This window comes from Herbaspirillum sp. WKF16, from assembly GCF_028993615.1.
Classification (GTDB): domain Bacteria; phylum Pseudomonadota; class Gammaproteobacteria; order Burkholderiales; family Burkholderiaceae_D; genus Herbaspirillum.
On record NZ_CP118632.1, the window covers coordinates 4011991 to 4024978 of the forward strand.

The 12988-nt window shown below is 66.6% G+C and carries 12 protein-coding genes; 6 read left to right on the top strand and 6 right to left on the bottom strand.

The features are described from left to right. Positions 1–299 precede the first annotated feature (299 nt). Both Herbaro_RS18110 and Herbaro_RS18115 read right to left on the bottom strand, forming a co-directional pair. Entirely contained in the window at positions 300–1355 is a 1056-nt protein-coding gene (locus Herbaro_RS18110) for an aminopeptidase (protein WP_275014052.1), read from the bottom strand. Positions 1356–1514: 159 nt separating this feature from the next. Further along, positions 1515–3644, bottom strand: coding sequence for a molybdopterin-containing oxidoreductase family protein (locus Herbaro_RS18115; protein WP_275011007.1), 2130 nt, complete (start codon positions 3642–3644; stop codon positions 1515–1517). 111 nt (positions 3645–3755) lie between these two features. Between Herbaro_RS18115 and Herbaro_RS18120 the strand changes: the two genes are divergently transcribed. Then, positions 3756–4580, top strand: coding sequence for an AraC family transcriptional regulator (locus Herbaro_RS18120; RefSeq protein WP_275011008.1), 825 nt, complete (start codon positions 3756–3758; stop codon positions 4578–4580). A gap of 10 nt (positions 4581–4590) precedes the next feature. On the opposite strand, the gene Herbaro_RS18125 is transcribed toward Herbaro_RS18120, so the two are convergent. Further along, positions 4591–5220: a LysE family translocator gene (locus Herbaro_RS18125; protein WP_275011009.1), complete on the bottom strand. Its 630-nt coding sequence runs from the start codon at positions 5218–5220 to the stop codon at positions 4591–4593. Between the two features lie 209 nt (positions 5221–5429). Here Herbaro_RS18125 and Herbaro_RS18130 point away from each other — a divergent pair, with 209 nt between their 5' ends. Together Herbaro_RS18130 and Herbaro_RS18135 are read left to right on the top strand one after the other, a co-directional pair. Beyond that, positions 5430–6842: a M20/M25/M40 family metallo-hydrolase gene (locus Herbaro_RS18130; RefSeq protein WP_446719280.1), complete on the top strand. Its 1413-nt coding sequence runs from the start codon at positions 5430–5432 to the stop codon at positions 6840–6842. A gap of 91 nt (positions 6843–6933) precedes the next feature. Further along, positions 6934–8127 (top strand): M20 aminoacylase family protein, encoded by a 1194-nt coding sequence (locus Herbaro_RS18135; RefSeq protein ID WP_275011010.1) that lies wholly within the window; start codon positions 6934–6936, stop codon positions 8125–8127. A gap of 72 nt (positions 8128–8199) precedes the next feature. Here Herbaro_RS18135 and Herbaro_RS18140 read toward each other — a convergent pair whose 3' ends face one another. Beyond that, positions 8200–8667, bottom strand: coding sequence for a hypothetical protein (locus Herbaro_RS18140; RefSeq protein WP_275011011.1), 468 nt, complete (start codon positions 8665–8667; stop codon positions 8200–8202). Between the two features lie 297 nt (positions 8668–8964). On the opposite strand from Herbaro_RS18140, the gene Herbaro_RS18145 reads away from it, so the two are divergent. The 3 genes from Herbaro_RS18145 (at position 8965) to Herbaro_RS18155 (ending at position 10756) form a co-directional block, all read left to right on the top strand. Continuing rightward, positions 8965–9318 carry a DUF1304 domain-containing protein gene (locus tag Herbaro_RS18145; protein WP_275011012.1) on the top strand — a complete coding sequence of 118 codons (354 nt, stop codon included), beginning with the start codon at positions 8965–8967 and terminating at the stop codon, positions 9316–9318. Next, on the top strand, positions 9315–9827 hold the full coding sequence (locus tag Herbaro_RS18150) for a DUF695 domain-containing protein (RefSeq protein ID WP_275011013.1): 513 nt from the start codon (positions 9315–9317) through the stop codon (positions 9825–9827). The genes Herbaro_RS18145 and Herbaro_RS18150 overlap by 4 nt, the downstream gene beginning before the upstream one ends. Before the next feature lie 209 nt (positions 9828–10036). Continuing rightward, positions 10037–10756, top strand: a complete 720-nt coding sequence (locus Herbaro_RS18155; protein WP_275011014.1) for a DUF4088 family protein — start codon at positions 10037–10039, stop codon at positions 10754–10756. Between the two features lie 94 nt (positions 10757–10850). On the opposite strand, the gene Herbaro_RS18160 is transcribed toward Herbaro_RS18155, so the two are convergent. After that, complete coding sequence (locus tag Herbaro_RS18160) at positions 10851–11651, bottom strand: DUF3047 domain-containing protein (RefSeq protein ID WP_275011015.1); 801 nt, start codon at positions 11649–11651, stop codon at positions 10851–10853. Positions 11652–11880: 229 nt separating this feature from the next. Beyond that, positions 11881–12867 carry a LysR family transcriptional regulator gene (locus Herbaro_RS18165; protein ID WP_275011016.1) on the bottom strand — a complete coding sequence of 329 codons (987 nt, stop codon included), beginning with the start codon at positions 12865–12867 and terminating at the stop codon, positions 11881–11883. Positions 12868–12988 lie beyond the last annotated feature (121 nt).

The window sequence follows — 12988 nt, forward strand, 5'->3', positions numbered from 1 at the left end:
GTTCACCTCTGTCTCCGGTCAAAACTTGCGCTGGGCTGAGCGTCGATTGGATTGACTACCTGGCGCGCACAGCAAAAAAAAGCACGAGTGTTTTTTTATTTAGTGCAGATGCTATCCAGCATTGGCCGCTTGGGCAAGCTTTTTAAACGGGTCGCCGCGTAAAAATCCGGCAGTCCCGATGCGGCTCGTATTTGGCGCGGCTTGCCATTCCGGCAAAAGCCTGTCCCGCGTGCATCATACCCCCGCCTACCGGGCTTGGGCACCGGGACGATACTTCCCGGAAACATCCCTCGCGCCGCTCACAGCGGCGCGCGTTCCGCCTTGCGGTCCTTGCCGCGCCCCTTGGGTCCGGCGTCGGGCAGCGGATCGCCCAGCGCCGCGTGGCGCGCCGCCTTGTCCATCTGCGCCAGCTGCCTGACCCGGGCGTAGAAGTCGGGGAAGCCGTCGCTGCGCGCGAACAGTTCCTTGAAGGCCGGCACAAGGTCGTGATAGGCCCCCACCAGCGCCAGGTGGGCATTGGACAGCGGCATGGCGAACCAGCGGTCGTAGCCGGCATAGCCGTTCCAGCGCTCGGCCTTGAGCCTGGCGTAGTCGGCGCGCATCTGGTCGAAGATCTCCTGCTTGCGGGCGCGCTTGTCGGCATCGCCGGCGTCGCTGTCGTAGTTCGCTTCCAGTTTGTCGCGGTAGGTGTCCAGCAGCGCCAGGAAATCCTGCTTGCGCGCGTCGAAGCGGCGGTAGGCCTCGATCATCGCGTCGTCATGGCGCGCGCTCAGCCAGCGCCGCACGCCGATCTCTTCCACCGCTACCGCGAAGCCTTCGTTGAACGGCGTGTCGTCGCGGGCGTAGACGGTCTGGTGCGCCAGCTCATGGAAGATCAGGCGCGCCAGCTCGCCGTCCGGATAGTTGATGAAGGTGGAGATTACCGGATCGTTGAACCATCCCAGCGTGGAGTAGGCAGGCACGCCGACCACCTGCACGTCATAGCCCTGGCGCTGCAGCTGCTCGCCGTATTGCTGCGCCGCCTGCTGGCTGTAATAGCCGCGGTAGTCGACGCAGCCGGCCACCGGGAAGCACCATTGGTGCGCCTTGAGCGACAGCTCGGGCGCGGCCACCACGTTCCACAGCACATAGGGACGGTCGAGCTGGGCATAGGTCTTGTAGCTGCCGTTGTCGGGCAGGCCCAGTTCGGCGACGGCGAAGCGGCGGATCTCGCGCACCGTTTCCAGCTTGGCCTTCAGGGCCGGCTTGGCGGCCGGGTCGCCGATCCAGTCGTCCAGCGGCCTGGCTTGCGCCAGCAGCGAGAACTGGCCGTGCGCGGCCTGGGCATAGTAGGAGACGGACGAGCAGCCGCCCATCGCCGCGGCGGCGACGGCCAGCGCCGCGCACGCAATGGCGCGGCAGCTCAGCAACGACAGCGGGGATGACGATTGTGGATGCATCGCCTCGACGGCTCCCTCAGGATGGGCATGCTGGATGAGACAGCGCCGCCGCCCACGCGGTTCAGGCGCGCCGCGTCAGAGCGCGGCTGCGGCTACGCGGCTCGCATGCCCGGGCGCCTCGTTGGCCAATTTCTCGACCTCGACCAGCACGTCGTAGAAGGTCGGCGCGTTGCCCATGTCGGTCAGGCGCTGGCTGGTGACTTCGTTGGCGTTCTTGCCGTCGGCGGCGAACTTCTTCCACCAGATCGACAAACCCACCACCAGGCCGGGACGCGCCTTGTCGGTCACGCGCACGCGCGCCTGCATGCTGCCGCGGTCGTTGAAGATGCGCACCATGTCTTCGGCGGCGATGCCGCGCGCGACGGCGTCGTCCGGATGCATGTCCAGGTGCGGCTCGCCCTCGGTGTCGCGCAGGCTCTGCACGTTGACGAAGGACGAGTTGAGGAAGTTGCGCGCCGGCGGCGAGATCATCGCCAGCGGGTACTTCGCGCCCAGCTGCGGATTGCTGGCCACCGATTCATACGGCGCGATGTAGGCCGGCAGCGGGTCCAACCCGGCCGCCTTCATCTGTTCGGAATAGAACTCGCACTTGCCCGAGGGCGTAGCGAAACCACCCTCGGCGAACGGCGCCGCCGGCATGTTCAGGCGCTGCCAGCCGCGCTCCTTCAAGGCATCCCAGCTGTAGCCTTCGCTGCGCGGATGGTCGCGGCGGAAGGCGACGGCGGCGATGTCGTCGTCGCTGTCGCGGAAGCAGTCCTCGTCGAAACCCATGGCCGCGGCCAGCAGGCGGAAGATCTCGGTGTTCGGCTTGGACTCGCCCAACGGCGCGATGGCGGCGTTGTTGGCCATCATGTAGATGTGGCCGTAGGTGGCGTGCACGTCGACGTGCTCCAGCTGGGTGGTGGCAGGCAGCACGATGTCGGCGTAATCGGCGGTGTCGGTCAGGAAGTGTTCCAGCACCACGGTGTAGAGATCCTCGCGCGCGAAGCCCTCGACCACCTTGGCCGACTCCGGCGCCACCGCGACCGGGTTGGCGTTGTAGACGATCACCGCCTCCACCTTGGGCCCGAACTCGGCAGAGGCGGGCTTCAACAGGTCGTCGCCGATGGTGCTCATGTTGATGATGCGGGCCGGCGCGCCATGGCGCGCGGCCAGGTCCGGACGGCCGAGCGCGGCGTTGTCCTTGGGGAAGCTGTCCGAGGTCGACATCTGGATGCCGCCCGCGGCGTGGCGCCAGGCGCCCACCAGCGCCGGCAGGCACGCCACGTTGCGCGCCGCCATGCCGCCGCCGCGCACGCGCTGGAGACCGTAGTTGGCGCGGATCATCGCGCCCTCGCCGGCCAGCGCCGTGCGGCCGTATTCGCGCGCCAGCCCGACGACCTCCTCCACGCCGATGCCGCAAACCTCGGCGGTGCGCTGCGGCGTCCACTCGGCCAGGCGTTGCTTGAGCTGCTCGAAGCCCAGCGTGTGGCGCGCGATGTAGTCGTGGTCCAGCAGGTCCTCGGCCACCAGCACGTGCATCAGGCCCAGCGCCAGCGCGGCGTCGGTGCCAGGCAACAGCGCGATGTGCTGGTGGCACTTCTCGGCCGTCAGCGAACGGTAGGGATCGATGGCGATCAGCTTGGCGCCGTTGCGCTTGGCGGCCTGCACGCGGGTCCAGAAATGCAGGTTGGAGGCGATCGGGTTGCCGCCCCAGATCAGGATCAGCCTGGCGCCGTTGACTTGCTCCAGGTCGGTGCCGATGCGCGCGCCCACGGTGTAGCGGTAGCCGGCGCTGCCGGCCGAGGAGCAGATGGTGCGCTCCAACTGCGACGCGCCCAGGCGGTTGAAGAAGCGCCCCGCCATCGACTCCCCCTGCACCATGCCCATGGTGCCGGCATAGCTGTAGGGCAGGATGGCCTGCGGGTCGCGCAGGGCGATCGACGACAGGCGCTGCGCGATCTCGGCGATGGCCTCGTCCCAGCCGATGCGCTCGAACTTGCCCTCGCCCTTCTTGCCGACGCGGCGCATCGGATGCAGCAGGCGATCCTTGTGGTAAGTGCGTTCGGTATAGCGCGACACCTTGGTGCACAGCACGCCGGAGGTCGGCGGGTGGTCCGGGTCGCCGCGCACTTCGGTGGCCACCCCGTCCTTCACCGTCACCAGCAAGGCGCAGGTATCGGGGCAATCATGGGGGCAGGCGGCGCGAACAATCGTGGCAGTCATGGCAAATCGGCAAGAGGAAGGGGCGCGCGAAACCTGAACGGCAAAGGCTTGCGGCAAAGCAGGTACTTTATCTTAAAATGCCCTGCAACGACCTTTCCAACACCCGCCGACATGTCTTCTTCCATGCATTTCTGGCGCCATCCGGCCCTGCCCTTCCTAGAGGGCAGGCGCGCCGCCGGCAGCCTGTCCTGCTACGCGCCGCACACGCACCCGACCTTCTCGATCGGCCTCGTCGACGCCGGGCGCAGCGTGCTCACGCTGGCCTCCGGCAGCATGCCGATCGCGCCGGGCGACGTGATCCTGGTGCGCGCCGGCGACGTGCATTGCTGCAATCCCGAGGACCTGCAACGCTGGAGCTACCGCATGTTCCACATCGAGCTGCCCTGGCTGCAGGCGCTGCTGGCGGAGTCGCCGGCCACCGCCGGGCTGGCGACGGCCATGCGCTCGCAGGTGATCCGCTCGGCGCAGGCGGTGCAACTGCTGGACCGCCTCACGCGCGCGCTGGATGAGGGCGACCGCAACGCCGACCTCCAGGCCGAGGTCATCGCCTGCCTGCACGAACTGATGCTGCTGTGCGCCGAAGCCGGCGCGCCGGCGCAAGATGTGAACGGGGACGAGGATGCGGAAGCGCCCGGCCTGCGCCTGGCCTACGAACACCTGCGCGCGCATTGCCGCGAACGCATCGCCATCGACGCCCTGGCGCAGTTGGCCGGCACCGGCCGCTACCAGTTGATCCGCCAGTTCCGCCGCCGCTACGGCCTGACGCCGCATGCGCTGCAGCTGGACATGAAGATCAACCAGGCGCGCGCGCTGCTGCAGCAGGGCGCCAGCGCCGCCGACGCCGCCTACGACACCGGCTTCGCCGACCAGAGCCATTTCCACCGCACCTTCAAGTCGCGCGTGGCGGCCACGCCGCTGCAGTACGGCAAGCCCTGAGCGCCGGCGCTCAGACCCGCGCCAGCGCCAGTCCGACCGCGGCCAGCATCAGCAACAGGCCGGCGCCGCGCTCGACCATCGGCAATCCCCGCCCCAGCCAAGCCCGCACACGCTGTTGCGACATGGCCAGCACCAGCGCGGCATCCCAGGCAAAGACCGCGAACAACAACCACGCGCCGTACAGCAGCTTCACCCCCAGGCCGGTCTGCGCGCCGACCATCAGGGTAAACAAGCCGAAATAGAACACGCCGTTCTTGGGATTGAGCGCGGCCGACAGGAAGCCGGCCGCCATGCCCGCGCGAAAACCGGCGCGCGCTTCGCCGCGCGCCTGGCCGGGCTGGGGCAGGCCGGCCGGCTTGCGGCTGGAGCGGATGAACATCCAGCCCAGCCACGCGAGGTACACGCTGGCCAGCCACTTCATCGCAATGAGCAACGACGGGCTTTGCTGCAACAGGCTGAAGCCGCACAGCGCCAATGCAATGTAGAAGCCATTGGCCAGCGCAATGCCCAGGCTGGCGCCGATGCCGTTACGCCGACCATGACGCAGCGCGCCGCGCACCAGCAACAGGAAATCGGGTCCGGGGCTGGCCAGCGCCAACAGGTGGGCGCCGGCCAGCAGCAGGAATTCGGAAGAAAACATGGAAGGCATCTCGCTCGCGTCAGTCACCGGGAAGCGCATGCTAGAGGGCGTCGGCCGGCCTGTATTGAACAAAATTGCGGGCGGCGATGACCGTCATCGCGGCGCAATTTCGGTTGCCCCTCTGCGTTTCCTTGTGGAAAATGGGTGCGCGGCCCATCGACGGTCGCGACAAGCTCATCCATGAATAGCAGACCACAAGGAGACTCCGCATGCGCTTTTCCCCCTCGCGACTGACCCGGATGGCGGCGCTGACCGCCCTCGCCTTCTGCGCCGGCGCGTCGGCCCAGCAACTCACGGCCGAACAGCAACGCTTCCACGATATCTACAAGGAACTGGTCGAGATCAACACCACGCACTCCGCCGGCAGCACCACGGTTGCCGCGCAGGCGATGCAGGCCGAACTGCTCAAGGCCGGTTTCCGCCAGGACGACATCCAGATCATCGAACCCTTCCCGAAGAAGGGCAATCTGGTGCTGCGCTGGAAAGGCGACGGCAGCAAGCAGCCGCTCCTGCTGATCGCGCACATCGACGTGGTGGAAGCCAGGCGCGAGGATTGGAAGACCGATCCCTTCAAGCTCAAGGAAGACGATGGCTACTTCACCGCGCGCGGCTCGATCGACGACAAGGCGATGGCCTCGGCCTTCGTCTCCATCCTCTCGCAGCTCAAGCGCGAGGGCTTCGCGCCCAAGCGCGATGTGATCCTGGCGTTGACCGCCGATGAGGAGCGCGGCGATGTCGAGAGCAACGGCGCCTGGTGGCTGTTCAGGAACAAGCCGGAGCTGCTCAAGGCGGAACTGGGCATCAACGAAGGCGGCGGCGGCGAACTGTACGGCGGCCGCGGCGGCAAGCCCAAGCTGCACCGCGTGCAGGTGGCCGAGAAGCTGTACACCTCCTATCAACTGGAGCTGCGCGACGTCGGCGGCCACAGCTCGCTGCCCACGCCCAACAATCCGATCTACGCAATGGCCGGCGCGCTGGCGCGGTTGGGCGCCTACCGTTTCCCGGTCAAGCTGGACGACGTGACCAAGACCTACTTCGCGCGCAGCGCGCAGTTCGCCGGCGGCCAGCAGGCCGAGGACATGCGCGCGGTGGGTAATGGCAGCATGGACCAGGCCGTGACCGATCGCCTCTCGACCGTGCCGCTCTACAACGCCCAACTGCGCACCACCTGCACCGCCACCATGTTCAACGGCGGTCACGCAGAGAACGCGCTGCCGCAGTCGGCCAAGGCCACGGTCAACTGCCGCATGCTGCCCTTCGACGATCCAGCCGAGGTCGAACGCCAGTTGAAGCAGGTGCTGGGCAACGACAAGATCGTTCTGCACCAGATCGCCCCTCCCACGCGCAGCCCGGTGTCCCCCATGACGCCGGAAATCTCGTCGCTGGTGGAAGACCTGACCCAGGAAATGTGGCCGGGCGTGCCGGTGATTCCCTTCATGAGCACCGGCGCCACCGACAGCCGCTTCGCGCGCAATGCCGGCGTGCCCATGTATGGCGTCTCCGGCTTGTTCACCGACCCGGCGGACTTGCGCACGCACGGCCTGGACGAGCGCATCGAGATCCCGCGCCTGTATGAAGGACGCGAGTTCATGTACCGGCTGGTAAAGCGCCTGGCTTCCTGATCCGGGCGCTGCGCGCAGCAAACCCGGCGCGTTCTCCCGCGCCGGGTTAAGATCGTTTTTTTATCTGCCGCCCAGCGCCGGCTTGTCCATCATGAAACTCATCGATCCCATCGTCCGCTTCCACGCCGAACTGCAACAGATCCGCCGCGACATCCATGCCCATCCCGAACTGGGCTATGAAGAACAGCGCACCTCCGAGGTGGTGGCCGGCAAGCTGGCCGAATGGGGCATTCCGGTGGTGCGCGGCCTGGGCGTGACCGGCGTGGTCGGCATCATCAGGAACGGCGACAGTCCTCGCGCCATCGGCCTGCGCGCCGACATGGACGCGCTGCCCATGCCCGAGCTCAACACCTTCCCGCACGCATCGAAGCACGAGGGCAAGATGCACGCCTGCGGCCACGACGGCCATACCGCCATGCTGCTGGGCGCGGCGCATTACCTGTCGCAGCACCGCAATTTCGACGGCACCGTCTACGTGATCTTCCAGCCGGCCGAGGAAGGCGGCCGCGGCGCCGAGCGCATGATCCAGGACGGCCTGTTCGACAAGTATCCGATGGAGGCTGTGTTCGGCATGCACAACTGGCCCGGCATCCCGGCCGGCCGCTTCGGCGTGACGCCGGGTCCGCAGATGGCCTCCAGCAATGAGTTCCGCGTGGTGGTCAAGGGCAAGGGGTCGCACGCGGCGCAGCCGCACAAGGCGATCGACCCGGTGATGACCGCGGTGCAGATCGCCCAGGGCTGGCAGACCATCGTCTCGCGCAACACCAATCCCAACGACCCGGCCGTGGTGTCGATCACGCAGATCCACACCGGCAGCGCCAACAACGTGATCCCCGACGAGGCGGTGATGATAGGCACCGTGCGTACCTTCAGCACCGGCGTGCTGGACATGATAGAGCGGCGCATGGGCGAGATCGCCGAGCACACCGCCGCCGCCTTCGACGCCACGGTGGAGTTCCGCTTCACCCGCAACTACCCGCCGCTGATCAACCACGAGAAAGAAACCGCCTTCGCCGTCGAGGTGCTCACCGAGCAGTTCGGCGCCGACCATGTCGACGCCCGCACCGAGCCGACCATGGGCGCCGAGGACTTCGCCTTCATGCTGCAGCACAAGCCCGGCTGCTACGTCTTCCTCGGCAACGGCGACGGCGGCCACCGCGACCACGGTCATGGCCTGGGGCCGTGCAACCTGCACAACCCCAGCTACGACTTCAACGACGACCTGCTGCCCATCGGCGCCACCTACTGGGTGCGGCTGGCGGAGAAATTCCTGCAGGCGAAGTAAGGCGCGCAGCGCAAATGAAAAACGGCGCCGGCTGATCCGGCGCCGTTTTTCATTGGGGCATCGAGATTGCCGTCAATGCGCCAGGATCGCCACCGCCTGGCTGCCGTAGGCGATCAGGTAGCCGCCATGCTCGCGCTGCCAGTCCTGCGCAATCGCCATGTCGGCGAACCAGTTGGTCTCGAAATCGCGGAACATGCCCAGCTCGAAACGATAGCGGTCCAGCAACGCCGGCGGCCGCGCATCGGCCTGGCGCGCGCAGCTCTCCCAGTTGGGAAAGCCGATTTCACGCGCCAGCATGTGCAGCACGTGCTTCAACTGCAGGCTTGCGCGCAGCGGATACAGCTCGGCCACCGAGATCTCCGGCGTCACCTGCATGGCGACGATGCGGCGCAGGATCGGCAAGGCCTCGCTGCTGCGTTCGGCGCGGGCGGCGCGCAGCAGCCGTTTGGCGTAGCGACGCAGGAAGTCGGTGTTGGCAAGCGTGCCGCCGAAACCGGGTTCGGCGATATGGAGGGCGTGGGGGAAGCGGGTAGACCACATTACGTTTTCCTTTCATGCGTCGTCTCCCGCAACGACTATCAAGGTTCAACGTCTGTGTTCCGGACATGGAATGTAGTGCAGACGGCAGGCGCATCGGCTTTCGCGGGACTGGGCGCCCTGCCGCGCCCGAACCGCATTCTAGCCGCAGCGGCGCGGGCTTGCCAAGCCCGGCTTGCGCGGCGTTGGCGGCGATGCGACAGCGGCGGCGATTGGCGCGCCGGGCGCTTTCGGGCATGATCGCGGATGCGCGCGGCAGTGCAGCGCCGCGCCTGCCGATAATGATAAAAGGAGAACACCTTGCAATTGCTCGCCACCGCCCTGCTCATCCTGATCGCCGTCGAACACGTGTGGATCCTGGTGCTGGAAATGTTCCTGTGGACCAAGCCGATCGGCCTGAAGACCTTCCGTCAGTCGAAGGAAGCCGCCGAAGCCTCGCGCGTGCTGGCCGCCAACCAGGGCCTGTACAACGGTTTCCTGGCCGCCGGCCTGTTCTGGGGCGTGGCCACCGGCGAACGCCCGGTGCAGTTCTTCTTCGTGCTGTGCGTGCTGGTGGCCGGCATCTACGGCGGCCTGACGGCCAAGCGCTCCATCCTCTACGTGCAAGGCCTGCCGGCGCTGCTGGCCCTGGCGGCGCTGCTGGCCGCCGCATGAAACGCATCGCGCTGGCCCTGCTGCTGTCGCTGGCCGCCATGGCGGCGCAGGCCCAGGAAGATCCCGACTGGTGGAACTACCAGAGCGAGCGCGACGGCCGGCCCTATGCGGTGCGGGTGGACATGAGCCTGCGCCGGGTCTTCCCGCTGTCGGGCCTGCCCTACGTGGTGGTCACCGGCACGGACTACGCCGCCGGCGCCGACGGCCTGCCCGGCGCCGACGAACAGCGCCGGCTGGATGCGCTGTCCGAGGCGCTGGCCGCCGCCATAAGCCGCAAGACGCGCAGCATCTACGCCGGCAGCGCCGCGCGCGACGGCCTGCAGCGCAGCTACATCTACGTCAGCGACCCCAACGGCATCGCCGAAATAGTGGCCGGCGTCTACGCCAGGCTGTGCAAAGGCTGCAAGAACGCCGCCGAGATCCGCGCCGATGCCGCCTGGTCGGCCTACCGCGACGCCTTGTTCCCGGATGAGGAAACCCGCCGGCGCTTCGGCCTGCGCGCCTACTGAGCCGGCCGCTGCCATATCCGGCGGCCGCACGGTGCGGTAAGCTCTGCCGTGATGCGCGCCGCGGCGATATTTCCCATGGTAAAGTTTGGCCCCAAAGATGCCGATAACACTGGTTCGCGGCGCACTTTGCGCGGTGCGCGAATAAATACCAAGCACGGTCCGGACAAGCGATGCCGGACCGACAACATCAGCCTAGCCCGGGGAAGGCCATGAAACAGATCAAACTCAACCTCAAGGATGAGGTATTCGAATCGCTGGACCGCGATTTCAAGAATTTCGTCCGCCTCTCGACCAAGGTCGACTCCGGCTTCGTCGCCCCGTCCTTCGATGCCTTCCTGCTGGCCAAGGTCTCCGAGAACCCGCACTTCCTGACCGAGGAGGCGGTGCATCACATGATGATCTCCGGCCAATACGCCTGGGCCAAGCGCGCCATGGACAAGGAGTTCCCGGACGTGGTGGCGATCCTGATCGAACAAGCCTCAAGCTACGGCTTCCACATCGCGGTTCGCCACGACTGGGGCACCGATGACCTGGTGGCCGCCTCCAAGGCCTGGGCCACCGCCATCATCAAGCAGGCCAAGGGCGACGAAACCCAGATCGACGTGCTGGCCGCGCAGATCAAGTCGGCCTCCACCAGCATCGCCGTGGTGCAGGAGAAGCTGAAGTCCCCGGCATCTCAGCTGGCCCACGCGCTGGTGCAGGAGCTGCGCGAGACCCACATCGCCATCGAGCATGCCGCCGGCGCCGTGGCGCGCGAGAAGCTGGGCGCGCTGCGCAGCCTGCTGCGCCTGGGACGCGCCTACGGCAACGTCTCGGAGAAGGCCGAGCAGGAAATGATCGCCCGCCTGCAGGCGCAGAAGCCCTGGCTGTTCACCGAAGGCCCCAAGGGCTTCTGGGGCCACGTGGCGGCATGGTGGCGCGGCGTGTAAGCGCCCGACCGCTGCGCGCCAAAGACAAAAGGCCTGCCGGGCGAACCGGCAGGCCTTTTTGTTTCCGGGCGTCCGCCGCGCGTGCGCCGTCTGCCTATTCTCCGCCGTCGGCTTCGCGCAGCAGGCGGATGTCGCCGTACCAGGCTTCCACCTTCTGGGCGGTGTTGTCGGTATCGGTCAGCACGCCCACGCCGATCAGGCGGCCCGGCTTCTCGCCGAAGACCTTCTCATAATCCTCCGCCACGTTGCGCTGGTACTTCACCCATTGACCGACCTGGGCCGGGCCGCTCTCGGCCACCATCATCTGGATGCGTCCGGTGCGGGTGTTGGCGATGATGGTGCCCACCGGCGCCTTGTTTTCCCAGATGTACATCAGCGTGGCATAGGGCAGCTCGTTGCCGGTCAAGAGCTTGGCGGTGTCGAACAGGATGGTGTCCATCAGCGACAACTTGTCGTGGTCGCCGTCGAAGGCCAGCACGATGCGCACCGGGGAATCCTCGGTCTCGCGCTGGGTGTTGTCGGCCGTCGGGATCAGCGCGGAGGTCTTCCAGCTCCAGGACAGCCAGGGCTTCTTGTTGACGTCGATGCTCACGTCGTGACGCAGGCCCGAGGAGGCCTGGTCGGCGTAGGCGCGCAGCACGGTGCGGCCGGCCTCTTCGATCAATTGGTATTCGGTGCTCTTCTTCTTGCGCGTCAGGGCCAGCGGTTCCCAGCCGGCCGGCAGGCCGCCGGCAGCGTTGGCGGAAAACAGCGCCAGCGCCTGGTCCAACCGGGCCTGCTTGGCCATCGCTTCGGGCGACGGCGACGCCTTGTGCCCGGCGCATCCGGCCAGCAGCAATGCGCCGGCCACGCAGGCCGCTCCCAGCACGACGCGCGCGGGGCCGTTGGAAACCATGGAGAACGCCTGGGAGCGGACTGCGGTAGAACGCGAAAAACGCGGAAGACGCAAAAAACGCAAAGTCATGAAGGCAAACAGGAAGTACGGCCACCCCGGCCGCGAACGAAGGCTAACAGGAAACAACAGCCACGCAAAATCAGGAAAATCCCGAAGCCGCCATCAGACCATGCCCGCGGCGCGGAGCTGGCGCGAAACAGGGATGGAAAACGCCCCCATCTCTGGCGCCTCAGTTTTGCTGGCGCAGGATCTGGATGAACATCTTGGCCAACGACGACAGCGTGGTGTTCTTGCGGGTGACGATGCCGTAGTGCTCGATGCGCGTCTTGAGGTTGATCGGCAGGATGCCCAGCATCTGCTTGGCCGCGAAGAAGTGGGCGATATCCAGCGGCATGACGGCGACCATGTTGGACTGCGCCAGCAGGGTGACGGTGACGAAGGGCGAGGCGGTCTCGATCACGTTGCCCGGCACCTTCACGCCCTCCAGCTTGAACTCGTGCTCGATCCAGATGCGCATGGGCATATTGCTGGAATATAAGATCCAGGACGCATCCTGCAGCTCCTGCAACCGCACCTTCTGCATGGTGGCCAGCGGATGGTCGACGCCGCCGACGATGCACATCGGTTCGCCGCGCAGCATTTCATAGTTGTAGAGATTGGGCTGGGAGCTGACCGAGGAGCGCCCGATCATCAGGTCGATGCGGCCCTGGTCCAGCAGCAGCAGCTGGCGCGCGCTGGTGTCTTCGGTGATCTCGATGGAGACGTCGGGCTGGATTTCGCGCAAGCGCGACAGCGCGCGCGTGACGAAGGGCGCCGCGCCCATGATGGTGCCGATGGCGATGCGCCCGCCGCGCCCGCTGATCATGTTCTGCAGCTCGTCGCGCAGGTTGGCCACATCGCTCTGGATCAGGCGCGCGTAGCGGATCACGCAACGCCCCAGCTCGGTGGCCTCGATGCCGCGCGGCGAACGGTCGAACAGGGTCACGCCCAGCGCGTCTTCCATTTCATGCAGGGCCTTGGTGGCCGCCGGCTGGGTCATGTGCATGACCTCGGCGGCCTTGTGCAGCGAGCCCTGCTCGTCCAGCGCGGTCAGCAACGCGACCTGGCGGAAACGCAGCCGGCTGACGATGGAGCCGACCGAAGGCAGCTCTCCGGCGGCGCCTGCGAGCTGGCGATCGAGTTGGTTATCACCCGATGAATTAAGCTCATTGGACATCGTTATGCATGCCTCTTATAGTCCGTCCATGCGAAAAACCACAATGCTAGCGCATCTATAGCCTGAAGGCGATGCGCGAAAAAAGCAGGAGACTTTTGCACGATCGGCAAGCCCGTTCGAT

What these genes read in the sequence shown, in the direction of transcription:
- Herbaro_RS18160 (WP_275011015.1), bottom strand. Translation starts at nt 11,651, where the DNA reads ATGGTTTCCAACGGCCCCGCGCGCGTCGTGCTGGGAGCGGCCTGCGTG.
- Herbaro_RS18130 (WP_446719280.1), top strand. Translation starts at nt 5,430, where the DNA reads ATGCGCTTTTCCCCCTCGCGACTGACCCGGATGGCGGCGCTGACCGCC.
- Herbaro_RS18135 (WP_275011010.1), top strand. Translation starts at nt 6,934, where the DNA reads ATGAAACTCATCGATCCCATCGTCCGCTTCCACGCCGAACTGCAACAG.
- Herbaro_RS18150 (WP_275011013.1), top strand. Translation starts at nt 9,315, where the DNA reads ATGAAACGCATCGCGCTGGCCCTGCTGCTGTCGCTGGCCGCCATGGCG.
- Herbaro_RS18120 (WP_275011008.1), top strand. Translation starts at nt 3,756, where the DNA reads ATGTCTTCTTCCATGCATTTCTGGCGCCATCCGGCCCTGCCCTTCCTA.
- Herbaro_RS18125 (WP_275011009.1), bottom strand. Translation starts at nt 5,220, where the DNA reads ATGTTTTCTTCCGAATTCCTGCTGCTGGCCGGCGCCCACCTGTTGGCG.
- Herbaro_RS18110 (WP_275014052.1), bottom strand. Translation starts at nt 1,355, where the DNA reads ATGGGCGGCTGCTCGTCCGTCTCCTACTATGCCCAGGCCGCGCACGGC.
- Herbaro_RS18155 (WP_275011014.1), top strand. Translation starts at nt 10,037, where the DNA reads ATGAAACAGATCAAACTCAACCTCAAGGATGAGGTATTCGAATCGCTG.
- Herbaro_RS18165 (WP_275011016.1), bottom strand. Translation starts at nt 12,867, where the DNA reads ATGTCCAATGAGCTTAATTCATCGGGTGATAACCAACTCGATCGCCAG.
- Herbaro_RS18140 (WP_275011011.1), bottom strand. Translation starts at nt 8,667, where the DNA reads ATGTGGTCTACCCGCTTCCCCCACGCCCTCCATATCGCCGAACCCGGT.
- Herbaro_RS18115 (WP_275011007.1), bottom strand. Translation starts at nt 3,644, where the DNA reads ATGACTGCCACGATTGTTCGCGCCGCCTGCCCCCATGATTGCCCCGAT.